General features: G+C 69.7%; 22 protein-coding genes. 11 read left to right on the top strand and 11 right to left on the bottom strand.

Features of this window, described 5'->3' with window-relative positions; genetic code table 11:
- Positions 1 to 20: 20 nt before the first annotated feature.
- From ACYVF6_RS23290 to ACYVF6_RS23270, 5 genes are all read right to left on the bottom strand, one after another.
- Positions 21 to 1433 (bottom strand): ferredoxin reductase family protein, encoded by a 1413-nt coding sequence (locus ACYVF6_RS23290; RefSeq protein ID WP_460524608.1) that lies wholly within the window; start codon positions 1431 to 1433, stop codon positions 21 to 23.
- Positions 1434 to 1616: 183 nt separating this feature from the next.
- Complete coding sequence (locus tag ACYVF6_RS23285) at positions 1617 to 3722, bottom strand: hypothetical protein (protein WP_460524607.1); 2106 nt, start codon at positions 3720 to 3722, stop codon at positions 1617 to 1619.
- Positions 3719 to 4993, bottom strand: coding sequence for a Gfo/Idh/MocA family protein (locus ACYVF6_RS23280; RefSeq protein ID WP_460524606.1), 1275 nt, complete (start codon positions 4991 to 4993; stop codon positions 3719 to 3721). Before ACYVF6_RS23280 ends, ACYVF6_RS23285 begins: the two co-directional genes overlap by 4 nt.
- Before the next feature lie 36 nt (positions 4994 to 5029).
- Entirely contained in the window at positions 5030 to 6169 is a 1140-nt protein-coding gene (locus ACYVF6_RS23275; RefSeq protein ID WP_460524605.1) for a lysylphosphatidylglycerol synthase transmembrane domain-containing protein, read from the bottom strand.
- Complete coding sequence (locus ACYVF6_RS23270) at positions 6123 to 6947, bottom strand: PIG-L deacetylase family protein (RefSeq protein WP_460524604.1); 825 nt, start codon at positions 6945 to 6947, stop codon at positions 6123 to 6125. The genes ACYVF6_RS23275 and ACYVF6_RS23270 overlap by 47 nt, the downstream gene beginning before the upstream one ends.
- Positions 6948 to 7114: 167 nt before the next feature.
- Here ACYVF6_RS23270 and ACYVF6_RS23265 point away from each other — a divergent pair, with 167 nt between their 5' ends.
- Together ACYVF6_RS23265 and ACYVF6_RS23260 are read left to right on the top strand one after the other, a co-directional pair.
- The gene (locus tag ACYVF6_RS23265; RefSeq protein ID WP_460524603.1) at positions 7115 to 8299 is read left to right on the top strand and encodes a glycosyltransferase family 4 protein; all 1185 of its coding nucleotides are present in this window, start codon (positions 7115 to 7117) and stop codon (positions 8297 to 8299) included.
- A gap of 21 nt (positions 8300 to 8320) precedes the next feature.
- The gene (locus ACYVF6_RS23260) at positions 8321 to 9349 is read left to right on the top strand and encodes a LacI family DNA-binding transcriptional regulator (protein ID WP_460524602.1); all 1029 of its coding nucleotides are present in this window, start codon (positions 8321 to 8323) and stop codon (positions 9347 to 9349) included.
- Here the strand turns inward: ACYVF6_RS23260 and ACYVF6_RS23255 are convergent.
- Positions 9337 to 10251 carry a LysR family transcriptional regulator gene (locus tag ACYVF6_RS23255; protein WP_460524601.1) on the bottom strand — a complete coding sequence of 305 codons (915 nt, stop codon included), beginning with the start codon at positions 10249 to 10251 and terminating at the stop codon, positions 9337 to 9339. The two genes, ACYVF6_RS23260 and ACYVF6_RS23255, sit on opposite strands and share 13 nt — an antisense overlap.
- 84 nt (positions 10252 to 10335) lie before the next feature.
- Here ACYVF6_RS23255 and ACYVF6_RS23250 point away from each other — a divergent pair, with 84 nt between their 5' ends.
- The 3 genes from ACYVF6_RS23250 (at position 10336) to ACYVF6_RS23240 (ending at position 12175) form a co-directional block, all read left to right on the top strand.
- Entirely contained in the window at positions 10336 to 11340 is a 1005-nt protein-coding gene (locus ACYVF6_RS23250; RefSeq protein ID WP_460524600.1) for an aldo/keto reductase, read from the top strand.
- Between the two features lie 181 nt (positions 11341 to 11521).
- The gene (locus tag ACYVF6_RS23245; protein ID WP_460524599.1) at positions 11522 to 11731 is read left to right on the top strand and encodes a hypothetical protein; all 210 of its coding nucleotides are present in this window, start codon (positions 11522 to 11524) and stop codon (positions 11729 to 11731) included.
- Between the two features lie 54 nt (positions 11732 to 11785).
- A complete protein-coding gene (locus ACYVF6_RS23240; RefSeq protein ID WP_460524598.1) occupies positions 11786 to 12175 on the top strand; it encodes a DUF2750 domain-containing protein in 390 nt (129 codons plus the stop codon).
- Positions 12176 to 12181: 6 nt separating this feature from the next.
- Here the strand turns inward: ACYVF6_RS23240 and ACYVF6_RS23235 are convergent, their stop codons facing one another.
- Positions 12182 to 13162, bottom strand: coding sequence for a dihydrodipicolinate synthase family protein (locus ACYVF6_RS23235; RefSeq protein WP_460524597.1), 981 nt, complete (start codon positions 13160 to 13162; stop codon positions 12182 to 12184).
- Positions 13163 to 13221: 59 nt separating this feature from the next.
- Between ACYVF6_RS23235 and ACYVF6_RS23230 the strand changes: the two genes are divergently transcribed.
- A complete protein-coding gene (locus ACYVF6_RS23230) occupies positions 13222 to 14442 on the top strand; it encodes a hypothetical protein (protein ID WP_460524596.1) in 1221 nt (406 codons plus the stop codon).
- Positions 14443 to 14555: 113 nt separating this feature from the next.
- Here ACYVF6_RS23230 and ACYVF6_RS23225 read toward each other — a convergent pair whose 3' ends face one another.
- Genes ACYVF6_RS23225 through ACYVF6_RS23215 form a run of 3 tightly spaced genes read right to left on the bottom strand, consistent with a single transcriptional unit; the run spans position 14556 to position 17678 of the window.
- Positions 14556 to 15590: a hydroxyacid dehydrogenase gene (locus ACYVF6_RS23225; protein ID WP_460524595.1), complete on the bottom strand. Its 1035-nt coding sequence runs from the start codon at positions 15588 to 15590 to the stop codon at positions 14556 to 14558.
- Entirely contained in the window at positions 15571 to 16629 is a 1059-nt protein-coding gene (locus ACYVF6_RS23220; protein ID WP_460524594.1) for a dihydrodipicolinate synthase family protein, read from the bottom strand. The genes ACYVF6_RS23225 and ACYVF6_RS23220 overlap by 20 nt, the downstream gene beginning before the upstream one ends.
- Before the next feature lie 5 nt (positions 16630 to 16634).
- On the bottom strand, positions 16635 to 17678 hold the full coding sequence (locus ACYVF6_RS23215; RefSeq protein WP_460524593.1) for an NAD-dependent epimerase/dehydratase family protein: 1044 nt from the start codon (positions 17676 to 17678) through the stop codon (positions 16635 to 16637).
- A gap of 318 nt (positions 17679 to 17996) precedes the next feature.
- Between ACYVF6_RS23215 and ACYVF6_RS23210 the strand changes: the two genes are divergently transcribed.
- From ACYVF6_RS23210 to ACYVF6_RS23200, 3 genes are all read left to right on the top strand, one after another.
- Positions 17997 to 21092, top strand: a complete 3096-nt coding sequence (locus tag ACYVF6_RS23210; RefSeq protein ID WP_460524592.1) for an alpha-mannosidase — start codon at positions 17997 to 17999, stop codon at positions 21090 to 21092.
- Positions 21093 to 21223: 131 nt separating this feature from the next.
- Positions 21224 to 22462 carry an alpha-hydroxy acid oxidase gene (locus ACYVF6_RS23205; protein WP_460524591.1) on the top strand — a complete coding sequence of 413 codons (1239 nt, stop codon included), beginning with the start codon at positions 21224 to 21226 and terminating at the stop codon, positions 22460 to 22462.
- 88 nt (positions 22463 to 22550) lie between these two features.
- Positions 22551 to 23072, top strand: coding sequence for a hypothetical protein (locus ACYVF6_RS23200; RefSeq protein ID WP_460524590.1), 522 nt, complete (start codon positions 22551 to 22553; stop codon positions 23070 to 23072).
- A gap of 154 nt (positions 23073 to 23226) precedes the next feature.
- Here ACYVF6_RS23200 and ACYVF6_RS23195 read toward each other — a convergent pair whose 3' ends face one another.
- On the bottom strand, positions 23227 to 23436 hold the full coding sequence (locus ACYVF6_RS23195) for an antitoxin (RefSeq protein ID WP_460524589.1): 210 nt from the start codon (positions 23434 to 23436) through the stop codon (positions 23227 to 23229).
- A gap of 117 nt (positions 23437 to 23553) precedes the next feature.
- Here ACYVF6_RS23195 and miaA point away from each other — a divergent pair, with 117 nt between their 5' ends.
- Positions 23554 to 24462 carry a tRNA (adenosine(37)-N6)-dimethylallyltransferase MiaA gene (gene miaA, locus ACYVF6_RS23190; protein ID WP_460524588.1) on the top strand — a complete coding sequence of 303 codons (909 nt, stop codon included), beginning with the start codon at positions 23554 to 23556 and terminating at the stop codon, positions 24460 to 24462.
- A 39-nt stretch (positions 24463 to 24501) separates the two neighbouring features.
- A complete protein-coding gene (gene ggt, locus ACYVF6_RS23185) occupies positions 24502 to 26274 on the top strand; it encodes a gamma-glutamyltransferase (protein ID WP_460524587.1) in 1773 nt (590 codons plus the stop codon).
- The last annotated feature ends 6 nt before the right edge of the window (positions 26275 to 26280 follow it).

The raw sequence follows: 26280 nt of genomic DNA, 5'->3' as shown, positions 1-26280 counted from the left end.
GGTTGAGTCGGCCCACGAACCTAGACAGTATCGAAAAGCTCCGTATGTACACGCTCTTCTGGAATTCCCAACTTGTTCAAGGCGTCCAGGACGCCGCCGACCATCGCGGGAGGACCGCAGAGAAAGAAGTCCGACTTCAGCAACGGGACGGGAATGCCCGAATACTGCGGGAAGAGATAGCGCCCGAGCAGCTCGGCGTCGACTCGCCCGGTTTCACCCGGCCACAGGTCAGGCGGCTTCGACAGCACCTCGACCATCCACAGCCGGAGCCGGCGCTGCAGCAGCCGTAACTCTCCCCGGCACAGCAGGTCGTCGACGGTACGAGCCGCGGTGACGAGCAGGATCGGCCGCGGGTCGCGATCGCTGGCGAGCGTACGCAGCATGCTGAGCATCGGAGTGAGCCCGACACCGCCGGCGATGAACACCAGGCTCGGCGTACGCAGCCCGTCCATCGTGAACGAGCCGTGCGGGCCGTCGATGTAGATCCGCCGGCCCGGCCGCATCGCCGCCAGCAGCTCGGTGAAGTCGCCGGACTCCTTGATGATGAACTCCTTGCGGGCCGGGTCGTTGGCCGACGACGCGGCGGTGAACGGGTGCTCCTCGAACGTGTACGGCGAGCCGCTGAACTTCAGCCAGAAGAACTGCCCGGCCCGAAACGTCATGCCGGAGTGCCGGTGCGCCCGCAGGACCAGCCCGGCCGACGTGGGGGAGTAGATCCGCACCTCGCCCACGACGTACGGCCGAAGCCTGGAGCGCAGCGAACGCCAGACCCAGCGGTAGCCGATGACCGCGAGAGCGGAGGTGAGCAGCATCGTGAACCAGATCCGGGTGGCGAGCCGGTCGACCATGTTCTGCAGCCAGAGGATGTGCAGCGCGGTGCCGGCCAGCATCGCGAACGCCAGGCAGATGTGGGCCAGCCGCCAGCCTTCGTACCTCGGTTTTCGGCGCCGCCGGGTGGCCGCGAGCAGGACGATCAGCAGCAGGGCGACGGTCGCCGTGGTCGCGGCCCAGACCCTGGGCGGCGCGTTCCGCAGGTCGAGGATCGCGAGCCCTTTGGGATCGGACGCGACGACCAGCAGGATGTGACCGAGTACGAAGACGACCGCGAGCACGGCGATCGCACGATGCACCCGCAGGACGGTCTCGATGCCGAGCTGAGCGGTGAACGTCCGCACGCGCGACGGCAGCGCGAACGCCGCCACCATCAGCGAAGCGGCGACCAGCCCGGCGGCCAGGGACAGCTCGGCGACCATCCCCTCGGTCCGGTTCGGGCCGGCCGCGATACTCATGCCGAGGGGGACGACCACCATCGCGAGCAGGATGACCGCCCACACCCGAGCGGCGCGACCACGCAACGTGGCCCTGCGGCGGGGACGGTAGGAGTTGCGGGTGGCTCTGTGCGTGATTGTCGAGACAGGGGGCTCAGAGCTCATGCCGGGCGCGCTCCTCGTTGGCGTGGGATATGCCGTGGGATGTGCCGATGGATCTGGCAGCCACGCCCCTGGCCGCTGAAACAATTCAAGCGGAACCAGGTTCGGGGAGGGTTAAGCGCGCGCTATTTCCGCGCCAGGCCCGTGCACCGTCTGTGCGGCCGTCTGCACCGTGCCGGACAGGGTCTACGGAGCGGGCGTGAGGCCTTCGAAGGCGACGTCCCAGCCGGCCGGGAAGCCGGGCGCGTGGCGGTCCGGTGCGCCGTCCCACCCCGCGGCCATCATCGCGGTCGCGAACAGCAGGCCGCCGTTGCCGGGCAGGTAGAGCGGCAGCTGCGGCAGCTTCTGGAAGTTGTGCCCGTTGGCCAGATAGCCGTTCTTCGGTGATTCCAGCAGCAACGCGTCCACGGCCAAGGCGGGCTCGTCGAGGCGGGCGGCCGTCATCGCCAGCAGGGGATAGTCCCAGCCCCAGGTGTCGCCGAGCTCCCAGGACGACAGGACGTACCGCAGCGTCTCGCGCATCACATCGTGCGAGACCACGCCGATGTCCGGTACGAAGCCGAGTGCTCCGACCATGGTCGGATGGCCTTCCGGCCGGGTCTGCGGGTGCTCCAGCTCGACGTAGCGGCCGTCCCGCACGGGCAGCGGCGCCAGCCGGCGCGCCACGTCGTCCCAGTGCGGCACCCGTTCCAACCCGAGCCGCTCGCGCCAGCACTGCGCGGTCCGCAGGCCCCAGGCCCAGTACGCCAGCTCGAACGCCGGGTTGAGCGACTTCGCCCGTTTCCGGAACGCCTTCTCCTGCGCCGACGTGAGCGGCGGGCCGAGGCTGAACCGGCGGCCACCGAACACGGCGTACGACGCCATGAACTCCGCGGTCTCGAACACCAGCGGCGCGTACCGCTCGCCGGAGCCGGCGTCCGACCCGGCCCGCCGCAGCAGCTCGGCGTAGTAGATCGGGTGGGGCTGCTGCCAGATCAGGAACGCGCCGACGTCGCTCGGGCTCTCCCGGCCCTCCGGTCCGATCTGCTTCGGCCAGCGGGCACCCCGGTAGCCCTGCCGCGTGGCATAGTCCCTGGCCCGCGGCAGGATCCGCTCGTACCAGGGCAGGCTGCGCTCGAGCAGCGGCGCCCGGCCCCACAACGCGAAGTGCGCCGCGTGCCACCAGTGCATCTCGAGGTGGAACTTGCCGCGCCAGCTGTTGGTGACCAGGCCGGTCTCGGCCGGCGGGGTCGAGCCGGCGCAGTTGACGGCGGTGAGGTACTGCGACAGGACGACGCGCCGCTCCAGCTCGGCCGCTCGCGGATCACTGCCACCGAGCTCCAGCGCACCACCCGTCGACCAGAAGTCCGCCCAGTGCCGCGCGGCCGCTTCGAACGTCGCACCCGCCGACGGCAGCTCGGACTCTGCGGGCCCCGGCCCGAACCGGGCGACCAGCTCGAGCTCACCGGATCCGCGGGTGTGCAGGATGAACGCGTGCGGTCCCACCTGGTCCAGCGCCGCTCCGGGCGACCAGGCGAGCGCGACGTGGTGGACGTCGGCGTCGAGCATGCGGCGCAGGTCCGTGCGCTGGTCGGACGCGGGACGGACGCCGGTGAAGTGCCGTTCGGGAGAGTTCCAGTCGCAGCACTCCACCCAGTCGCCGCTGGCGTACGGGAAGCGGATCTCGACGGCCAGTGCCTTGGATGCGAGCAGCTCGGACGAGATCCGGACCGCGAGCAGCGAGTCGGCCGGGTGGCAGGCGGTCGTCACCCGTACGGGCGTACCGGAGAGGACGAACCGGCTGTCGATCCGGCCGTGCCACAGGTCGAGCCGCTGCTGGACGCCGGTCAGCCCGCCGGCGTCCAGCCGGGACCCGTCGGCGCGGATGAACCCGATCCGCCCGAGGTCGATGCGATGCGGGTTCTCCCGCAGCCAGGCGGCAGCCTGCTCGTGCCGGCCGGACTGGTTCGGGTCGCCGGTCGTGAGGTACCGCACCGAACGCCCGTCGGCTGTCGTCGCGTCGGCGTAGGAGTCCTCCAGGGAGTACCCCTCGGGGTTCGGCGCGGAGTGCCACGCCCACTGGGCCTGCGTGTGCAGCGGCATGCCCTCGGAATGGAACGCTTCCAGACTCTGCAGCCCGGTCACGTCGACGGTGAACGCGAACTCGCCGTTACCGACCGACAGCGGCTCGAGCGGATCGGCGGTCGTACGTATGACGGCATGCCGGTCCACCAGCGCACGCCGGTCGATGCTCTGATTGCCCGGCTCTCGCGGCCCACGGCCGCCCGGACCCACCTCACTACTACTGCTCACACGTTCTCCGAGGGCTGCCGGAAGAGGTCGAATCGCCGGTAGCCATTCAAGTCGAACGGACGGCTCGGCCGCGCCCAATCCGCGATTCCCGTCCCAGAACTCAGCTCGGAGAAGAGCTTTCCCTGCCACGCCGCGGTATCGATGGCCCGTTCGATGTCGCGCAGGTAGACCAGCCGGTCGACGTCCTGGTTGCTCTCCACCAGATGCCCGGCGGGAATCTCCAGCGGCCGGCCCGCGGACTCGTACATGCCGTTGAGCGAACGCACGTAGCTCTCGGTCAGTTCGAGCGGGCAGCCCAGCCGCGTGGCGTCGCCGCGTACGACGTCGACCAGGTTGCCCAGCAGCCGGTCGCGCTCGACGGGCTCGTTCAGCTCAGGGATGACGGAGGACTCGAGCCGGCCCTCGGTGTAGTACGCCGTCGCGGAACCGAGTGAGCCTTTCGCGAAGATGGCCGGCGAGGTCTGCTCCCGCGCGCACAGTGTCGTCGCGAGCACGATCGTGCGGCCGCCCTGCGTCATGATCCGCACGCTGGACGTGTCGTCGCCCTCGATCGTCGAACGGCATCGATACAGCTCGGCCTGGACGGTCGCGGGCACCGCGGGCTTGGTCACGTCGTCGCCGGCGACCAGCAGGCAGTTCATCAGCGCGTGCGCCAGCGGGTTGGTCAGCGTGCCGTCGAGCACCGGAAGCCCTTGCTGTACGAGCTTTCCGGCCCAGCCCGAGCGGTTGTAGTACGAGTCGGAGCGCTGCCAGCACGCGATGCCACCGATCAGCTCGATCTCGCCGAGCGCACCACTGCGGATCGCGTCGCCGAGCGCGAGCACCGCGGGCGAGCCGGCGGTCTGGAAGCCGACCTGGACGTGCAGGCCCTTCTGCTGCTGCAGCGCGAGCAGGCGGTCGAAGTCCTGCACCGTGACGACGGGCGGCTTCTCCACCAGGACGGACGCGCCATGGGTCAGGGCTTGCTCGATCATCTGTGCGTGCAGGTGGATCGGCGTGCTGATGACCGCGATGTCAACCTTGGCTTGCCGCAACAGCTCGAGTGCGGAGCCGTAGCCGGGAACGGTCCGGCCGAACGCCTCCGCGATGACCTGGCCGGCGTCGGGGGACACGTCGGCGTAGGCCGCGAGCTCCGCACGGCCCGCCTGTTCGAGCAGCGCCGTGCCCCGAACGTGAGTCCGGCCGTAGCCGTTGACGCCGATCAGGCCGATCCTCGGAACCCCGGCTGTGTCTGTCCGGGGGCGACCCTGGAGCCCGAAAACGCTTTCCACGCGGTCAATGTTAGGCCACAGACGTGGTCGGACCGGTTACGCAGCTCGACCGACTCCGGCCGGACGCTGCTCGCCATCGTCCTCGGCCATGGCCGGCTCCTGCTCGGGCCGGCCGCCGCGGCCGAACAGGTTGCGCAGCATCCAGAACAGCGCGCCGAGCGGGATCTCCAGGACGAACGTGAAGATCGAGAACAACAGGACGGCGCTCACGGCCGGCCCGGCCGGCGTGCCGGTGGCCACCAGCAGAGCGGCGGAGCCCGCCTCGGCGATGCCGAAGCCACCCGGCGTCACGACCGCGGCCGTCAGCAGGCGGCCGAGCGCGAACGCGGCGATCGCGACCGGGATGCTGACCGCCGCGCCGGTCGCCCACAGGCAGAGCCAGAACAGCACGGCCTGCAGCGCCATGTAGACCACCATGCCGGCGGTCAGCCGCGGCCACTGAGTGCGGAGGACCTCGTGGGTCTGCTCGCGCATCCGGTGCAGCGAGGCGCTGATCCGGTGCGGCTCGGGCCGGACCTTGGCAGGCAGCAGCCGCGCCAGCCGGTCGGCCGCCCTGCCCACGGCCTCGGCGCCGCGGTCCCAGGCCAGCGCGACGATCAACGCGGCCACGACCGCGATCAGGCCGACCAGCGCACTCGCCGCGGGCACCGCGATGCGCGCGTCCGGGACCTGACCGGCGAGGAGCAGGGCCGCGATGCCGACCGCGGGCAGCAAGAAGCGCGCGAGGAGGTTCCACACGCCGGTGACCAGCGTGGATACCGCGACTTCGGCGCGCCCGAAGCCCCAGCGCCGGCAGATCGAGAACGTCAGCGCGACACCGGCGGCCCCGCCGAACGGCATCAGGTTGCTGATCGCGCTCCCGGTGGCGTTCAGCGTGAACGCCTGGCCGTGGGTGAGCCCGCGCAGCGACGCGGTGAAGACGAAGGTGTAGGCCCACAGGCCGGCGATCCAGACCACGAACAACCCGGCGAACACCAGCGGGTCGAGCTTGGTCAGCTCGTGCCAGATCGCGCCCCAGTCGACACCGACGAGGTAGGGCATGGCGACGACGACGCCGCAGGCCAGCAGCAGCGACAGTACGGACAGGAGGGTGCGGACGCGGCCTTCGAGCAGCTTCTCCATCAGCCTGTCAACCCTCCAGAACGTGCCCGAGCCGGACAGCCGGCGTGCGGTCACGTTCGACATACCACTCTGTGCCTAGTACCCAGCCGAAGACCGGCCAAGGCAACATCCGCAGCGCTGCCAGCGTACGGATCGAAGAGCCACCACCCGCCTGGGTCGCGTGCGCCTTCAGGCTGGCCCGCTTGGCCCGCGCGTAGTGGCGTACGTCGATCTGGTGCGTGATCTCGGAGCCGGAGGCGTACGCCCGCTCCTGCTGCGCCATGAAGCCCGGTGGAAAGCGGTAGACCCGGCCGACCAGGCGGAGCAGCTTCAGCAGCCGGTCGCGGTCGACAGTGCTCTCGAGGACCCGGTGCGTGCCGGCCAGCGCGGCCGCGCGGTAACCGACCGTGTGGACCTGCCGGTGGTCGGCGTGGCCATAGCCGCCGGACGGGTCGTAGACCGTGAGGACGTCGGCGTTCTCCTCTGTGAGGATCGCGGCGAGCCGCTCGGCGGCCTTCTCGACGTCGGCCGAGGCGAACGGCTCCCGGCCGTCCGGCGTGGGCTCGGCGTCACCGTCGATGCCGGAGTCGGCGTAGCCGAGGAACTCGACGCGAGCGCAGCCGAGCACCTTGGCGGAGGCCTCGAGCTCGTCCAGGCGTAGGTCACCCAGCGTCTGGCCGCCAGCGCCGCCTGACACCGCGTCCGCGGCGGCGAGCCCACGGTCACCGGCGGTCGCGACGACGAGCACGACCCGATGCCCCTCGGCCGCGAGCATGGCCATCGTGCCGGAGGTGTAGAGCGCCTCGTCGTCGGGATGCGCGTGGAAAAAGACGCACGTTCGCCGGTCGGTCATGGGTCAAGCCTGACAGTTCTTACGCCCGAATTACCCCGCTGTCAGGGTCGAGTCGGGGTATTCCCAGGGACTTCACCTGCGTTATTCGTGCGCCGAGTTAGGGAAGATGACCGCATGGCCAAGGGAATCGGCGTTTACTTGTCGACGCGGCTTGCGGGGAGCAACGGATGAAAATCGTTCATATCAGTGATTGTTTCCTCCCGAGGCTCGGCGGCATCGAGATTCAGGTCGCCGAGCTGACGAGACTGCAGAAAGAGCACGGGCATCGGGTGAGCGTGATCACCGCGACGCCCAATCGGTCGCGTACCGCGCCGGACCACCCGGCCGACGTGCGCCGGATCATCGCGCCCTTGCCGTGGGAGCTTCCCGTGCATCCGCGAGCTGGTCACGAGCTGCGGGGGGCGTTGGAGGAACTACGACCGGACGTCGTACACATCCACATCGGAGTGGTGTCGCCGTTCGCCTGGTCGGGGGTGCGCGAGTCGGTGCGGCTCGGGCTGCCGACGGTGGTGACCGTGCACAGCTTGTGGGACCCCGTGACCCAGGGCATCTATCGCACGCTGGATCGGCTGGTGGGCTGGCGAGGCTGGCCGATGGTCGGTACGACCGTGAGCACGGCCGCCGCGGCTCCGATCCGCGCGGTCGCGGGTGGTGGCGTCGACGTCGGCGTGGTCGGCAACGGGATCGACCCGGCCGGCTGGCGGCTGTCTTCCCGGGGCACAGCCGGTGCCGGAGCCGGTTCCGGAGCGGGTGCTGCCGGAGCGGGTGCTGCCGGGGACGACGTCGTACATGTGGTCGCGGTCGGAAGGCTGGCGCCGCGGAAACGGCCGATCGCGCTGCTGCGCGTTCTGGGTGCCGCGCACCGGCGGCTGCCGCCGGCCGTTCAGCTGCGAGCGACGATCGTCGGCGACGGGCCGGCCCGGCCGGCGATGGAACGCCACATCCTGCGCAACGGCCTCGGCAGCTGGGTGCGGCTCGCGGGCCGCCTCGACCGGTCGGAGATCCAGCGGGTGCTCGGAACGGCCGACGTGTTCGTCGCGCCGGCGATCAAGGAGTCGTTCGGTATCGCGGCACTGGAAGCTCGTACGGCCGGCGTCCCGATCGTGGCGTACACCCGCAGCGGTATCTCCGACTTCGTTTCGTCCGGCGTCGAAGGGCTGCTGGCCGACACCGAACCCGGCATGGTCGACGCGATCGTCCGGCTCGCCGGCGACGCGCAGTTGCGGCACCGGATCGCGGCGTACAACCGGGCCACCGAGCCGACCGACTGCAGTTGGCCGGCGACGCTGAAGGGCTTCGACGAGCAATACCACGCCGCCCGCGAACGGGTGGGCCTCCTTCCGGTTGACTAGCCGATCCCGCACAATGGTGCGATGGTGACCACGTTGAAGGACGTCGCGGAGCTGGCGGGCGTGTCGGCCAAGACCGTCTCGAATGTGGTCAATGGGTACGTCCACGTGTCGGTCGAGACGCGGCAGCGGGTCGAGGAAGCGATCGAGCGGCTGCAGTACCGCCCGAACCTCTCCGCGCGGAGCCTGCGGCGCGGGCGTACCGGCGTGATCGCGCTCGCGGTGCCCGAACTCGATGTGCCCTACTTCGCCGAGCTGGCCCGGCACCTGGTCTCCGCGGCCGGCGGTTACGGCTGGACGGTGCTCGTCGACCAGACCGAGGGCGTGCAGGAACGCGAACGCGAAGTGATCGGCGGGATCCGCGACCAGCTGATCGACGGTCTGATCCTCAGCCCGCTGGCGCTGACCGCCGACGACCTCGCCGACCGGCGCGACGCGACGCCGATGGTGTTGCTGGGCGAGCGGATCCACCATGGGCCGGCCGACCACGTGGTGATCGACAATGTGGCCGCCGCACATCTCGCGACGTCTCACCTGATCGGGTTGGGGCGCTCCCGGGTCGCGGCGATCGGTGCGCAGAAGGCGCCGTCGGGGATGACGGCGAGGGTGCGGCTGTCCGGATACAAGCAGGCGCTGACCGATGCGAAGCTGCCGTACCGCGCGTCGCTGGTCGTGCCGACCGAGCGTTTCCACCGGCGCGACGGTGCGGAGGCGATGGCGCGGCTGCTCGACTCGAAGTCGCCGCCGGATGCGGTGTTCTGCTTCAACGACCTGCTGGCGTTGGGGGCGCTTCGTACGCTGGCCGAGCGCGGGGTGCGGGTGCCCGACGACATCGCGGTGATCGGTTTCGACGACATCGAGGACGGGCGTTACTCCACGCCTACGTTGTCGACGATCTCGCCCGACAAGGCGAAGATCGCGGAGCTGGCGGTCGACCTGCTGAACCGGCAGCTCGGCGGCAGTGGCAAGCCGGGGCAGGCCTCCACCGAAGGGCCGCAGGAGATCTTCGCGCCGTACACGCTGGAAGTCCGCGAGTCGACTCAGGGCCGCTGACCGGCCGCGTCGGTGGCGAGTCGGCGGAACCGCGCGAGCGCCGCCGAGGCGTTGCCCGGCATCCAGGCCAGCGCCATCTCCCAGGTGGGCAGCGGATCGCTCAGCCTGCGGTACGACACGAGTGCCGGATCGATCGGGGGAGCAGGGCTGATCAGCACGGACACCCCGAGCCCGGCGGCGACCATCGCGACGATCGTCGGGGCGTCCATGGCGTGCTGCACGACATTGGGTGTGAAGCCGGCCTGCCGGCAGGAGTCCAGGATCAGGTCGTATCCGGTGGAGCCGGACTCCTTGGTGTACAAGACGAACGGCTCGCCGGCGAGCGCGGCCAGCGAGATCTCGGACCGGCCGGCCAGCCGATGGCCCGCCGGAACCACGGCCACCATCGGATCGTGCGCGAGCGACAGCAGCTCCAAGCCGGCGATGCCCGCCGTTCCGGTGGCGTCGGCGGGCTGCCGCGGCCGGAGCAGGCCCGCGTCGAGCTGACCGTTTCGTAGCGCCGCGATCTGTTGCAGTGTGGTCATGAACGTGGCCTCGACATGTACGTCGGGAAAGGCCGTCCGGAACCGCCGGACCAGCCGCGGCAGCAGGTCGTACGTCGCGGACTGGACGAATCCCAGCCGCAACGTGCCGAGCTCGCCCTGCGCGGCCCGGCGCGCGTCCCGGCGGGCGGTGTCGGAGCGGCTGAGGATCTCGTGGGCGTGGGCGAGGAGGACCTCACCGGCGGTCGTCAGCTGTATCCGCCGGTGCGCCCTGCTGAACAGCTCGACGCCCAGATCGCGTTCCAGGGAAGCGATCTGGCGGCTCAACGTGGGCTGCGCGAGGTGCAGCCGGGCGGCGGCCCGGCCCATGTGCAGGTCCTCGGCGACCGCGGCGAACGATCGAAGCTGGTAGAGCTCCACCTGCCGAACGATGTCACAGCCGCATCGAGTAGTCCAGTATCTTGCATTGGACGTATCGATGCTGCGGCCATAGCGTCGAACGACATGGAGCAACGATTTCTTGGCCGGACCGGGCTACGGGTCTCCGAGCTGTGCCTCGGCACGATGACGTTCGGCGGCGACACCGACGAGGCGACCGCGTACGCGATGCTCGACGCCTTCGTCGAGGCCGGCGGCACGTTCATCGACACCGCCGACGGCTACTCCGGCGGTGCCGCGACCGACATCCTCGGCCGCTGGCTGAAGCACCAGCAACGCGACGACCTCGTGATCGCGACGAAGGTGTACCACCGCATCGGCCCCGCGCCGAACGACCGGGGCAACGGGCGCAAGCACATCCTCGCGGCCGTCGAAGGGAGCCTGCGCCGGCTCGGCACCGACTACATCGACCTGTATCAGACCCACGTCTTCGACGAGCACACGCCGTTCGAGGAAACCCTTTCCACGTTGGACATTCTCGTACGCAGCGGCAAGGTGCGGTTCGTCGGTGCGAGCAGCCACGGCGGCTGGCAGACCCAGAAGGCGATCGACCTGGCGCGGCAGCACAGCTGGGAGCCGTACACCTGCCTGCAGTTGCTCTACAACCTGCTCGACCGCGACATCGAGTGGGAGCTGGTGCCGCTGTGCGCGGCCGAAGGGCTGGGGTTGATCGCGTGGAGCCCGTTGCGGATGGGCTTCCTGGCCGGGCGGTACCGCAGGGGCCTGTCGGCGCCGCCGTCCGACACCCGGATCGAGCGCCTGAACGAGAACGGGGATCCGATCTGGACCCACTACGCGACCGAGGAGACCTGGCGGGTCCTCGATGTCGTCTCGGCCGTAGCGGCGGAGGCCGGCCGGAGCGTCGCGCAGGTTGCGCTGCGCTGGCTGATGCAGCGCCCGGCCGTCACCGCGCCGATCATCGGCGCCCGCACGATGGAGCACTTCGAGGACAATCTGGGCGCGCTCGGCTGGAGCCTGACGGAGGACCAGATGAAGAGGCTCGACACCGTGAGCGAGCGGCGGCTGCCCCACCCGTACGACGTCCAGGCCTGGGCACGAACGCTTCCGTAAAGAACGGCCGCCGGGCTTCGGCCCGTGGTACTCACCGGCCGGCACCACACCGGCGTCGCGGCTGACGAGCGGTTCGCTCGAGTCCGGAACGGGCTATTTCTATACGGTTCGGACGGTTGTCTCCAACGTGACATCTCCTCTGTCAGCGGTCGTTGACGCCCGCACCTTCACTCCAACCAGCGTGACGACCGTCTATCTGAAAGCGAACTGCGTCGTGCTCGCGGATATCGCGGGTAAGCTGCCGATCGTCCGGCAGGGAAGCCCGCCGTTGATATGGCAGGGCAACACGGGCGCATCCGTAGGGCCGGGCGGCACCGTGGCGCTCGGGCCGGCGGTGGCGCACGGGCTTATCGTGGTGCCGGCGACGAACCGGCTCACTGTGTTCGGATGAGTACAGATCGAGTAGCCTCCAACGGGGAAGGGCCAGCCGGAGGAGGGAGCACGGGTGCGGCAGAGCGCGGCACAAGCGGCAGCGTTCTTTCGGGAGGTTGTTCGAGACGGCGTGGTCTGGACCATGCGCGACGGTGGCGGCTTCCCGGCCCCGATGACCAGTGAGGGGCAGCGTGCGATGCCATTCTGGTCCAGGAAGTCCCGCGTGTTACGCATCATCGACGCCGTTCCGGCCTACTCCGGCTTCGAGCCGGAGGAGATTTCGCTGGAGGAGTGGCGCACTCAGTGGCTCGCGGGGTTACGCCGCGACAACATGCTCGCCGGGGTCAACTGGAGCGGCGCGGAGGCCGCCGGGATGGACCTCGAGCCAGACGACGTGATCGCCCGGCTGACGGCCGCCGAGCAGGAGCATGTCAACGGCGCCAGCAGGTCGAACGTCTCGTAGCAGGGGTCAGAGCCCGGCGAGTGCCGCGCGCAGCGCCTCGCGTTCGGCGGGGTCGCACGGCGGGCCGTACGGGTCGTTGGCCAGGTCACCGGGCAGGATGCCCTGCCACTCCGCCGCCCAGGCCATCCGCTGGACGTAACCCTCCATCGGCTCCCGGAACGTCAGGGCAGCCAGCGCGTCCAGCCGAGCCGAGGCGGCGACGAACTCCGCGTAGTCCTCGCGGTTCCAGGCGTCCAGGACGGCCACAGAGAGCGCAGGCAGCGCCGCGGCGATGCCCACCAGCGCGGCGTCCGCACCCCACATCAGCGAGGGGCCGTACATCCGGTCTTCGCCTGTGAGAACAAGGGTTTCCGGCGCCTGCCGGCGGACGACGGCGATCAGGTCCTGACACGCCATCGCGTCGTCGAGCAGTGCGAGCTTGACGCCATCGACGAACGGCAGCGCGGCCAGTTCGGCGACGGTCGCGGAGTCGTACTGGCAGCCGCTGGCTCGTTCGTACAGAACGAACGCCACCAGCGGGATCCCGAGCTCGCCGCCCAGCTTCTCGTGCAGGCCGACGATCCGTTCGCGCGACGCACCGGGCGGAGGGTTGACGAGGAGCGCGGTGGCTCCCGCCGCGATCAGCCGCTCGCCGAGCCGGAGCAGGGTGTCGTCGGAGGAGTCTGCGGAGCCTCCGGCCGCCACGCCCAGCCCGGCGACCACCGGCAGTCCGGACACCGAGGAGTATTCCTCGACCAGCCACGCGAGCTCCGAAGCCGGCAGCCGCGCGCCGCGCCCGGTGTGTGCACCGACGGCCAGGCCGCGGACTCCACCGTCGCGTATCGCCGTTATGTAACGATTGGTAGCCGCTCGGCCGACGCTGCCGTCGGATCGGAAGGGTGTGAGCGCCGCCGCGACCACGCCGCCACGCAACCGCTCCAGCCGATTGCCGGCGCCGGTGGATCCCGCCGTTTCTGTGCCCGTTTCTGGCCGGCCCACGGATTGCATCACGACGACATTACTCCTGTTTCTTCCCCTGGCAGCTTCACTACCCGTAACCTACGTTCATGGTGCTGACATTCGGTGTCGTCGGCCCCACCGACCTGTCTCCGCGGGTCGCTGAGGTCGTAGACACCATGCCTGGGTTGACCGCCGTACCTCTGTCGTACGGCGACGAGCACGAGACCCCGAAGCTCATGGCGGATCACGTCGACGACGTGGACGCCTGGCTGTTCACCGGGGTCGTACCACACGAGATCGCCAAGGGGGCGGGAAAGATCGCACAGCCCGCCGAGCACGTTTCCTATAGCGGGGTGACGCTGCTCGGCACACTGTTCCGGCTTGCGCAGGAAGGACGCGATCTGTCGAAGCTCAGCATTGACACGCTCGCTCCGGGCGAAGTCGGCGAAACCCTTGCTGTGGCAGGGCTGTCCATTCACACCGCACGCACGATGGAGTACGAGCCGACGGTTCAGTCGGGGGACTTCGTTGAGTTCCACCGGCAGGCTCGGGCCAAACATGGTGCGAAGGTGGCGATTACCTGTCTGCGGTCGGCATACGACGTACTCCGGCACGAAATGCCGGTCGTCCGTCTGGCGCCGTCGCATCGCGACATTCGCGAAGCGATCGACGCACTCGAGCTGCAGACACAGAGCCGACACCATTTCGACGCCCAGGTGGCGTTGGGATTCGTCGAACTAGATACACCAGACAGTGCGTTGGAACGCGACCTCGGTGAACTGGGCGGTGCCGTGGTCCGGATCGACGGAGAGCGCTACTTGCTGGTGACCACACGCGGTCCGCTCGAACGGGCGACCGACAACCTGCGTGCCGCGCCGTTCCTCGAACGGCTCGCCGCACGGCACGACTCGGTACACGTCGGACTCGGCGTGGGCCGCTCGGCCGGCGACGCGGCCGCGAACGCCTCACGCGCGCTCGCCCGGGCGCGACTACAAGGCGAGGTGGCGGCGGTACTCGCCGCACCGCACGACAACGACCGGGTGCTGGCGCGCGAGGACCGCAGTCCGGAAGCGCGTACCGACCTGTCGCGGCTGGCGGCCCGGCTCGGCATGAGCCGGCGTACGTTGCAGTCGTTGCGCCACTACCTCTCCGACCAGGCCGAACCGCTGGTGACGGCGGCCGAGCTGGCGGAGGCGTTCGAAGTCCAGGAACGCAGCGCAAGACGCCTGCTGAAACGGCTCGAACGTGCCGGGGCGGCGATTCCGGTCGGCACGATCAACGAAGGTCAGATGGGCCGGCCCCCGGTCATCTACCGCGTCGACCTCTAGCCGAGGCCGACCGTACGTCCGAGGGCCACGGACGCCACGACCCGGCCTGGATGTGCCACCCGACCAGGGATCGGCGGTACAGCCAGGCCGTACAAGTGCGTCCGGGAGTGGCGTCAGCCCATGATGGCGACCATGTCGCTGGTCACCTCGTGCTGGAGCGGCTCACCCGCGACGAAGCGGGCCACCTCGTCGGCGATGATATGGCCGGCTCGCCAGCGGGCGTCGAGGGTGCCGCCGGCCTCATGGGGCACCAGCAGGACGTTCGGCAGCGCCCGGAACGGGTGGTCGGCCGGGAGGGGTTCCTCGTCGAAGACGTCGAGGCCGGCGTCGATGCGGCCCGTACTCAGCTCGGCCAGCAGCGCGTCCTGGTCCACGAGCCACGAACGTGCGATGTTCACCAGCACCGAGTCGTCCGGCATCAGGGCGAGTTCGGCCGCGCCAACGAGGTGTCGCGTCTCCGGCGTGACGGGCGCGTGCACCGCCACCACCTTGGACGTACGCATCAGCTCCGGCAGCGAGACCTTCGAGACACCCAACGCCAGGGCGTCGGCGGCTGAGAGGTACGGGTCGTAGACCTGCACCTGCGCACCCAGCGCCCGCACCATCCCGATGTACGACCGCCCGCACCGCGAGGCCCCGACCACGCCGACCACCGCCGTGGACAGCTCGCGCCGCGCGGGCGCCGTCTTGGCAGTCGGCCAGTCCGCGTCGGACGCCCGCAGCGCGTGGTCGAAGCGGTGCAGCCGGTGCAGCAACGCCAGCGTGTGAGCCAGCGCTGCCTCCGCGACCGCCGGCGCCATCGCCTGCCCGGCCTGCGTCACGCGTACGCCCGCCTCCCACGAGGCCGCGGTGACGTACGGCTTGACACTGGCCGCCGTGTGCGCGAGCAGCCGCAGATCGGGAGCCCGCTTCAGCAGGTCCGAGGACAGGGCCGGATTGCCCCACGCCGTGATGACGATCTCGGCGCCCTCAATCAAGTCGCCGTAGACCGCCGGAGAGCGATGGTCCCCGGCGACAAGCCGCAGCGACGCGACCGACTCCAGCCTCTCCCAGGCCTCGGCCGTGAAGAACAGCGAACGCAACGCCTCCGGCACCGCGACAGCGGCGACCGGCCGGCCAGCAGAAGATTCAGCTGAGCCACTCGTCAAGGTGCTCCTCCACGAACGCGTCGTCGGTCAGCTCAGGATAGGCCCGGCACACGCGCTCGATCTCGGCCTGCTGGCCGGGGGAGAGCGTCTCGTGCGGTTCCAGGCACCAGGTCCCCGCAAGCAGTCCTTGACGCCGTAACACCTCGTGTACGCCGGCGATGCAGCCGGCGAAGCCGTGGGCGGCGTCGAAGATCGCCGCGTTGGCCTCGGTGAGCCGAACCCCTTCGTCGAGCGTCTGCCGCAGCAGGGCGTGGTCGCCGTTCCAGGCCTGCCGCGTCCGTTCCAGGAGCAGGACCGCCTGCCGCGTCCACACCGCCCACTGGCCGAGCAGCCCGCCGACCATCCGCCGCCGCACGACCTTGCCACCCACCGAAACGTCCAACGGGGTCAGCAGATCGGGCACGATCGTGTCGTCGTTGCCGGTGTAGATCGCCACCTCGGAGCCGCGGTCGGCCGACGCGATCCCGCGTACGGCCTCCAGCGTGCGGTAGCGGTCGAACGGTGCGACCTTCACGCCGACCACGCACGGCAGGTCGGCCAGCTGCCGCCAGAACTGCGTCGACAGGTAACGGCCGCCCACGGCCTCCTGCAGGTAGAACCCGATGACGGGCAGCACCTCGCCGATCGCCTTCGCACGCAGCAGGAGGTCCTGCTCGTCGAGGTGCGGCGAGGCCGGCGGGCCGAGCAGGACGGCCTGATAGCCAAGCCTGGCGGCGATCTCGGTCTCCTCGACGGCCTGGTGCACGTCGCCGCACACGCCGGCGATCCGCAGGAACGGCCGGTCGATGCCCGCCGCGTCGATCGTGTCGCGGGTCAGCTCCAGCAGCGGCTCGAACAAGCCTGCCGAACGGATCGCGAACTGGGTCGTGTGTACGCCGATCGCGACCCCACCGGCGCCGGACGCGATGTAGTAGCGCGTCAGCGCCCGTTGCCGACGCTCGTCGAGCTGCCGCTCGGCGGTGAGGGCGAGCGGATGGGCGGGAATCACGCAGCCCTGGGAGAGAAGCCGGCTTTCGCCGGCCGGAAGCGATGCCGTCATCGTGTTCAGAACCGCCCGTCCCGACGTTCGAACTTGGTTGGTTTGTCCCACAGGACGCCGCCCTTCCGGATCCAGTCGGCCTGCGCCTCGATCAGCTGGCGGAGCGAGAGGTCTGGATAACCGAACAGTCCGTGGCAGCGGCCGGCGTTCGACAACAACGCTGTCGGCGCTTCCGTACCGGTGATCTGTGGTGTGGTGTCGAACAGCTGCCCGTAGATCCGGGCGATCTCGCGCACCGAGGCCGTCTCCGGCCCGGTGACGTTCAGCGTGAACGCGGGAGCTGCGGCCAGGCGCAGCGAGCGCAACGTGACCTCGTTCGCGTATCCCTGCCAGACGACGTTCACGTGCCCGGTCGTGACGTCGACGGGCAGGCCGTCGTGGACCTTCCGGCCGATGTCGGCCAGCACGCCGTACCGCAGATCGATCGCGTAGTTGAGCCGGATCAGCGCGACCCGCGTGCCGCGGTGCTCGGCGGCGTACTCGAAGACGCGCTCTCGGCCAAGGCACGACATGGCGTACTCGCCGACGGGATCCGGTGCGTCGTCCTCGACACTGCCGCCCTCGCTCACCGAGACCAGTGGATAGACATTGCCGGTCGAGAACGCCGCGATCCGTGAGCCGGCGAAGCGTCGCGCCACCGCGCTCGGGATCAGCACGTTGGTGGCCCAGGTGCCCGCGGGCTTCCCGGTCGAGCCGAACTTCGCGCCGGCCATGAACACGACGTTGGCGGCGTCCGGGAGCGCGGCCAGGTCGTCGTCGGCGTTCAGGTCGTACGTGACGGTCTCGACGCCGGCATCCTTCAGTTGCTGCTCGACGGCCTGGTCGGTCCACCGCGACACGGCGATGACTCGACGACGGTCGCCGCCCGCCTCGCTCAGCTGGTCCAGGGCTCGCCTGGCCAGCCGGCACAGGCTGGGCCCCATCTTGCCTCCGGCGCCGAGCACCAGGAGGTCGCCGTCGATCGCACCGAGGTCCGCGAGCAGTCCCGCGGACGGCGTCGACAGCCGATCCTCCAGCTCCGCCTCGTCGGCGAACACAGTTGTACGCACCCGCGCGCCCCTCTAGTCGAACTAACGGTCTAGACCGTATCTCTTGCCAGTCTCATCGTCAATGAATTCGTACGGCTTCGGCAAGCGGATGACCAGATCCGGAAGGTTCCCAAAAGGGGAGGCTTGTGCACGCAGGCGCCGGCCGTCGACGGCTCACACTACGGTGGGTAGCACATCCGGTGCGATTTGCGTGGTTACGAGTAGGGTGATCCAGGGCCTGGCGAGGCAGGCGGCCGTGCTGGGCTAGCGTCTTCGAGAGCCCAACGTTGGGGTCACCGGGCCCATCACCACCACAAACATCCCCCGCACGGAGGACAAATGCACGACGACCGGAGCCTGGTCGAGAACCGTCTCGCCCGCGCGCTACGGCAACGGATCCAGCCCGCGCTCTACGGCGACACGGTGCAGCTCGACATCGAGATCTGGCGGACGCCAGGTGAGCCGGTTCCGGTCGCCGATGCGCTGGCCGCCGACTACAAGCCCGCCTCGCTCGGCGACGTCTGGGGCGCGCCGTGGGGCACCGCCTGGTTCCGCCTGACCGGCCAGATCCCGCAGGAGTGGGACGGCCGGCCGGTCGAGGCCGTCATCGACCTCGGCTTCGGCGGCGGTCCCGGCTTCTCGGCCGAGGGCCTCGCCTACACCAAGGACGGCGAGCCGATCAAGGGCCTGTCGCCCGACAACCACTACGTGCCGGTCAGCGGCCTCAACTCCGGTGGCGTCAACGGCACGGCGGCCGCGCTGGCCACCGGTGGTGAGAGCTACCAGATCTACGTCGAGGCCGCGGCCAACCCGACCGTCATCGAGTGGCCCGACTTCGCACCCAACAAGTACGGCGACAAGGAGACGGCCGGCGACGAGCCGATCTACGACATCCGCCGCGCCGACCTCGCACTGGTCAACGTCGAGGTCTGGCACCTCCTCCGCGACATCGAGGTCCTGCAGGGCCTCATGAAGACCCTGTCGAACGAGCTGCCGCGGCGCGCCGAGATTCTGCGCGGCCTCGAGCGTGCGCTGGACGCCCTCGACTACGACGACATCGCCGGCACCGCGGGTGAGGCCCGCGAGCAGCTCGCGCCGCTGCTCGACAAGCCGGCCTACGCCTCGGCCCACCAGATCTCGGCCGTCGGCCACGCGCACATCGACTCGGCCTGGCTGTGGCCGCTGCGCGAGACCGTCCGCAAGGTCGCTCGCACGGTCTCCAACGTCACCGCGCTGGCCAAGGACAACCCCGGCTTCCGGTTCGCGTTCTCCCAGGCCCAGCAGCACGCCTGGATGAAGGAGCACCACCCGAAGGTCTGGAAGCGACTGAAGGAAGGCGTCGAGAACGAGCAGGTCATCCCGATCGGCGGCATGTGGGTCGAGTCCGACACCAACATGCCCGGCGGTGAGGCGATGGCCCGCCAGTTCGTGCACGGCAAGCGCTTCTTCCTCGACGAGTACGGCATCGAGACCGACGTCGTGTGGCTGCCCGACTCGTTCGGCTACTCCGCCGCGATGCCGCAGCTGGTGAAGCTGTCCAACTCCACGTACTTCCTCACCCAGAAGATCTCCTGGAACCAGACCAACAAGTTCCCCCACCACACGTTCTGGTGGGAGGGCATCGACGGCACGAAGGTCTTCACGCACTTCCCGCCGGCCGACACCTACAACGGCATGGTCACCGCCGAGGAGCTGGAGCGCGCCCAGCGGCAGTACGCCGACAAGGGCGGAGGAACGCTCTCGCTGCTGCCGTTCGGCCACGGCGACGGCGGTGGCGGACCCACCCGCGAGATGCTCGCCCGCGCCGAGCGGTTCTCCGACCTGGAGTCCGCTCCCAAGGTGCGCATCGAGCACCCGAAGGACTTCTTCGACGCCGCCCGGGCGGAGTACAACGCGCCGGTCTGGCTCGGTGAGCTCTACCTCGAGCTGCACCGCGCGACCTACACCTCGCAGGCCAAGACCAAGCAGGGCAACCGCCGCAGCGAGCACCTGCTGCGCGAGGCCGAGCTGTGGTCGACGGCCGCGGCGGTGGCGGGCAAGCTCGACTACCCCTACGACGATCTCGACCGGATCTGGAAGGCCGTGCTGCTGAACCAGTTCCACGACATCCTGCCGGGCAGCTCGATCCACTGGGTGCACCGCGAGGCCGAGGAGACCTACGCCCGGCTGGCGGTCGAGCTCGAGGAGATCATCGGCAAGGCGCAGAAGGCCCTGGCCGGTGACGGCGACGAGACGATCGTCTTCAACGCCACGCCTTTCGACCTGCACGGCGTTCCGGCGCTGGGTGCGGCCGTCGCGCACGGCTCGCACGCTCCGAAGGTGTCGGCGAGCAAGGCCGGCGGCACCATCCTGGTCGACAACGGGCTGATCCGCGTCACGATCGACGAGCGGGGCCTGCTGACCTCGGTCTACGAGATCGAGTCCGAGCGCGAGGCGATCGCACCGGGCCAGGCCGGCAACCTCCTGCAGCTGCACGTCGACACGCCGAACCTCTGGGACGCGTGGGACGTCGACCCGTTCTACCGCAACAAGGTCACCGACCTCGTCGACGTCGACTCGATCGAGATCGTCAGCTCCACCGACGAGGAAGCTGTCGTCGAGATCAAGCGGTCGTTCAGCAGCTCGACGATCAAGCAGACGCTCACGGTGCGTTCGGGCCAGTGCCAGGTCAACGTCGACAACGAGATCGACTGGCACGAGAAGGAGAAGTTCCTCAAGGCCGCGTTCCCGCTGGACGTGCGGGCGGACCGGTCGGCGTCGGAGACGCAGTTCGGGCACCTCTACCGCGACACCCACACCAACACCTCGTGGGAGGCCGCGAAGTTCGAGATCTGCGCGCACCGCTGGATCCACGTCGCCGAGCCGGGCTACGGCCACGCGATCGTCAACAACTCCACCTACGGCCACGACGTGACCCGCGAGGCTCGCGAGGACGGCGGCACCACGACGACCGTCCGGCTCTCGCTGCTGCGCGCGCCGCGCGTGCCCGACCCGGTCACCGACCAGGGCGAGCACAAGCTGTCGTACGCCCTGGTGCCGGGCGCCGGCATCCCGGAGGCCGTCGAGGAGGGCTACCGCATCAACCTGCCGGCCCGCCACCTGACCGGTGCTCAGGGTGTCGAGCCGCTGGTCGAGATCGACAACCCCGCGGTTGTCGTCGAGGCCGTCAAGCTGTCCGACGACCGCGACGGCGACGTGGTGGTGCGGCTCTACGAGGCGCACGGTGGCCGGGCCAGGGCGCGGCTCACCACGTCGTTCGACCTCGGCACCGTGGTCGAGACCGACCTGCTGGAGCGGCCGCTGCTCGCGTCCGACGGCCAGCCGACCGGTATCGCGTCCAACGGGCGCGCGGAGCGGATCGACGTCAACGACGGTGGCGTCGACCTGGCCCTGCGTCCGTTCCAGGTGCTGACGCTGCGTCTCAAGCGCGCCTGACCGCGCCCCTTGCGAATGACCACGTTAACCACGTGTTTGGCTGGTTAACCACGCCCCGGGGCGTGGCCAAGGTCGGAATTACGTGGTTAACGTGGTCATTCGCGGCGGAGCAAGAGGGGAAGATGGGCGGTATGACCGAACGTCCGAAGATCGCGCGCAGGCTGCCGCGGTGGGCCGAGCTGAAGCCGCTGCTGCATACCAAGAAGATCGAGCTGGATCCGACCCGGCGACGACTGGACTCCGCGCTCACGATCGCCGACCTGCGCAAGCTCGCGAAGCGGCGCACGCCGCGCGCGGCGTTCGACTACACCGACGGCGCCGCCGAGGGCGAGGTCAGCCTGCGGCGGGCGCGGTCGCTGTTCAACCGGCTGCAGTTCAACCCGAGCGTGCTGCGCGACGTCTCCAAGGTCGACCTGAGCACCACGATCCTCGGACGGGAGTCGGCCTACCCGTTCATGTTCGCGCCCACGGGCTTCACCCGCATGATGCAGCACGAGGGCGAGCCGGCCGTGGCCCGCGTCGCGGAGCGCACCGGCATTCCGTACGGCCTGTCGACGATGGGCACGACGTCGATCGAGGACGTCGCGGCCGCCGCGCCGGACGCCGACAAGTGGTTCCAGCTCTACGTCTGGACCGACCGCGGTGCCGGCGAGGAGCTGATGAAGCGCTCTGCGGAGAACGGCTTCACCACGCTGATCCTGACCGTCGACGTGCCGGTGGGCGGCGCCCGGCTGCGCGATGTGCGCAACGGCATGACGATCCCGCCCACGCTCACGCCGAAGACCATCCTCGACATGGGCATGCACCCGGCGTGGTGGTTCAACCTGCTGACTACCAAGCCGCTGGCGTTCGCGACGTTGTCGGAGTGGCCCGGCACGGTGGCGGAGCTGCTCAACACCATGTTCGACCCTTCCGTCACGTTCGACGACCTCGCGTGGATCCGGGAGTTCTGGTCGGGATCGCTTGTGGTGAAGGGAATCCAGAACGTCTCGGACGCCGAGAAGCTCGCCGACCTCGGTGTCGACGGCGTCGTGGTCTCCAACCACGGCGGCCGGCAGCTCGACCGGGCACCGGTGCCGCTGGAGCTGCTGCCGCGGGTCGTCGACGCGGTGGGGGACCGGACCGAGGTCTACGTCGACACCGGCGTGATGTCGGGCGCGGACGTGGTCGCGGGCATCGCGCTCGGTGCCAAGGCGGTCATGATCGGGCGCGCGTACCTCTACGGCCTGATGGCGGGCGGCGAACGTGGCGTGGAGCGAACCGTCGAGATCCTCGGCGCCGAGGTCAAGCGCACGATGCAGCTGCTGGGCGTCAACTCCGTGGCGGAGCTGAACCGGTCGCACGTCACGCTTCCAGAGGTGCCGTTCTAGGTCGTCTCGGGGTTGCGGAGCACGGGCTCAGGGTGATGTCCGGGATGTCCTGCGTGCATCCGGCCGACGGGCGAGGCAGGATGGGTCTATGCCTCTGTACCAGCAAATCCCGTGGGCGCTGATCTGCATCAGCCTGAGCGCACTGGGCGGGCTGATCACCTTCCTGGTGTTCCGGAGCCGCGGCAAGGCCGCGGGGTTCCGCGCGCTCGGCTGGGCGTTGCTGCCGCTGGCGATCTGGCTGACCGGCATCGCGCGGCTGCTCTACACCGTAGTTTCAGAGGCCGTGCGCTGGGTCACGTCGCTGGTGTTCTCGCCGCAGGTGTGGGCCGGCGCCGTCTTGTTCATCCTGTCGTTCATCCTCCTGGGCGGCGCGGGCTGGGTCCGCCGTCGCCGGCGGTCCGCCAAGATCAAGGCCGGCGAGGAGGCCGAGCCGGGCGGCCAGCCCGCTCTGACGTCCGGCTCCAGTTCCGGCGCTGACGCGAAGGCCGCCGCGAAGCCGGAGAAGAAGGCCCAGCCGAAGGCCGTCGACAAGTCCAAGAAGGGCGGCGACGACCCGCTGGCCGGCTTCGAAGACGTCGACGCGATCCTGAAAAAGCGCGGCATCAGTTGACCTCCCAGCCCGGCCGGCCCGGCTGGGTGGCTGCTTCCCGATCCGGGTCGTCCGGAGTGACGACGACTTCGTGCGCTGACAAAGTCACCCGGCGAATCGCAGGAGTGCGATCCGCCGGGTGACGACGTCTTGGTCTGAGTGCGTTCGGGCCCGGTCAGGCGTTCTCGTCGCGGTTCTGGTCGCCGCCGAGATTGCCCATGGCGTCCTTGGCCTTGTCCGCACCCTGGTCGATCTGGTCGCCGTACTTGCCGCCGGTCTTCTCGTCGGCGAAGTCAGCGGCCTTGTCGATGCCTTCGTCGGCCTTGTCGCCGTGCTGGCCGACCATCTCGGACGCCTTGTCCTTGATCTTGTCGAACATACTCATCTAGGACCCTCCTTATCGGGTGCCTCGTGATGCCCCGGCACGATTGAAGGGGCTCTTCGCAAACGGTCTACCCGCAATTCGTCCCGGAATACACCACAACAGCCAGAAAGAGTGCTCGTGTCGTTGTCACAGAAGGTAGTCGCCGTCGTGGGTCCGACGGCCGCCGGCAAGTCGGACCTCGCCGTCGAGCTGGCCGTTCGCCTGCGGGGCGAGGTGGTCAACACCGACTCGATGCAGCTCTACCGCGGCATGGACATCGGCACGGCCAAGCTCACCGAAAGTGAACGACGTGGCGTACGTCATCACCTGCTCGACATCCTCGACATCGGGCAGACCGCGACGGTGGCGGAGTTCCAGCAACGCGCCGTAGCCGCTATCACCGGCTGTCACGAGCGTGGCGCGACGCCGGTCCTCGTCGGCGGATCGGCGCTGTACGTCCGCGCGGTGCTGGACGGCTTCGAGTTCCCCGGCACCGATCCGGCGATCCGGGCCCGCCTGGAGGAGGAGCTGGGCACGGTCGGCGCGCCCGCGCTGCACCGGCGCCTGACTGAGATCGACCCGGCCGCCGCCGGGCAGATCCTCCCGACCAACGGGCGCCGGATCGTGCGCGCGCTGGAGGTCATCGAGCTCACCGGCGGGCCGTTCGTCGCCGCCCTGCCGACGCACGCCTACGCGTACGAGGACGTCCGCCAGATCGGCCTCGACGTACCGCGCGACGTGCTCGACAAGCGGATCGAGCAGCGCGTTCGGCTGATGTGGGACGCCGGACTGGTCGAGGAGGTACGCCGGCTGGAGACCGCCGGGATCCGCCACGGCCTGACCGCGAGCCGTGCGCTCGGGTATGCCCAGGTCCTCGACTTTCTCGCAGGCGACGCCACCGAGGAGGAGGCGAAGGATGCCACGATCCGCGCCACGCGCCGCTTCGCCCGCCGTCAGGACGCCTGGTTCCGGAAGGATCCGCGGATCCGGTGGCTGCCGTACGACGCCGGCGATCTGGTCGACCGGGCCCTTGCTCTCGCCCTGTAGAGCAACCATGATCGGGTAATGCGTCGACGCTACGTCCTCATGGCAGGAATGGCTCTGCTCAGCACCGCGCTGTTGCCTGGCGCTGCCGGAGCCACCACCCAGATCAGCGATGCGAAGGTGCCGGTCGCCGAGGGCTACGGCGGTGCCGTGGCCACGGTCGACCTGGACGCCACCAAGGCCGGAATCGAAGTGCTCCGGCACGGCGGCAACGCCGTCGACGCCGCTGTCGCGGCCGCCGCGACGCTCGGCGTCACCGAGCCGTTCTCCAGCGGTATCGGCGGTGGTGGCTTCTTCGTCTACTACGACGCCCGCACCCGTCGCGTCCACACGATCGACGGCCGCGAGACCGCACCGGCCAGTGCCACCGACACCTACTTCATCGACCCGCAGACCGGCCAGCCGCTCCCGTTCGAGCAGGCCAGGGTCAGCGGGCTCTCCGTCGGCGTGCCCGGCACGCCGCTCACCTGGAAGACCGCGCTCGACCGCTGGGGCACCTGGTCGCTGGCGCGTGCGCTCGGCCCGGGCACCCGGGTCGCCGACCACGGGTTCGTCGTCGACTCGACGTTCCGGTCGCACATCCAGGAGAACATCGACATCTTCGACGACTTCACCACCTCGCGCGATCTCTACCTGCCCAACGGCGGCCTGCCGCCGCTCGGTTCGACGTTCCGCAACCCCGACCTGGCGGACACCTACCGCGTCCTGGCCCGCAAGGGTGTCGGCGCGCTCTACCAGGGTGGGCTCGGCCGTGAGCTGGTCGACACCGTGCAGCACCCGCCGATCGCGTCCGACGCCGATCGCGTGGTCCGGCCCGGCGTGCTGACAGCGCGCGACCTGCGGACGTACGACGTGGAGTTCCGCGACCCCACCCGGGTGCGTTACGACGGGCTCGACGTCTACAGCATGGGTCCGCCGTCGTCCGGTGGCTCGACGGTCGGCGAGGCGCTGAACATCCTGGAGAACCTCGGCCTCTCCGAGCAGGACAAGACGGCCTCGCTGCACAAGTACCTCGAGGCGAGCGCGCTGTCGTACGCCGACCGCAACCGCTACGTCGGCGACTCCGACTTCGTGGACGTACCGCTGCGTGAGCTGCTGTCGCAGGACTTCGCCGACGAGCGGGCCTGCCGGTTCGAGCCGGACCAGGTGCTGCCGAAGCCGGTCGCGCCGGGCGTCCCGGACGGCGACTACTCCGGCTGCGGGACGGCGGCCGCCGGCTCGACACGGCAGAACGACGGCCAGTCGACCACTCACCTCACGGCGTCCGACAAGTGGGGCAACGTCGTGTCGTACACCTTCACGATCGAGGCCACGGGCGGCAGCGGGATGGTCGTGCCGGGCAGGGGATACCTGCTCAACAACGAGCTGACCGACTTCAACTTCGCCCCCACGCAGGGCACCGCGCCCGACCCGAACCTGCCCGGTCCGAGCAAGCGGCCGCGCTCGTCGATGTCGCCGACGATCGTGCTCGACCACGGCAAGCCGAAGTTGGCGCTCGGCAGCCCGGGTGGAGCCACGATCATCACCACCGTGCTGCAGACGATGGTGAACCGCCTCGACCTCGGCATGGACCTGCCGGACGCCCTGGCGGCACCGAGAGCGTCCGCGCGCAACACCGCCTTGCAGGCCGAGCCCGCGTTCCTGGAGTCACCCGAAGGCCAGGCCCTGAAGGCGATGGGCCACTCCTTCGCGTCCGTACCCGAGATCGGTGCCGCGACCGGCATCGAGTTCCTCGGCAGGGGACGTACGCAAGCGGTCGCCGAGCCCGTCCGCCGCGGCGGCGGGTCGGCGATGGTCGTCTGGCCGGCCGGCTGACAAGTC

This window comes from Flindersiella endophytica, assembly GCF_054779015.1.
Note: the sequence above shows the minus strand (reverse complement) of the source record. Positions and strands in the feature narration are given on the sequence as shown.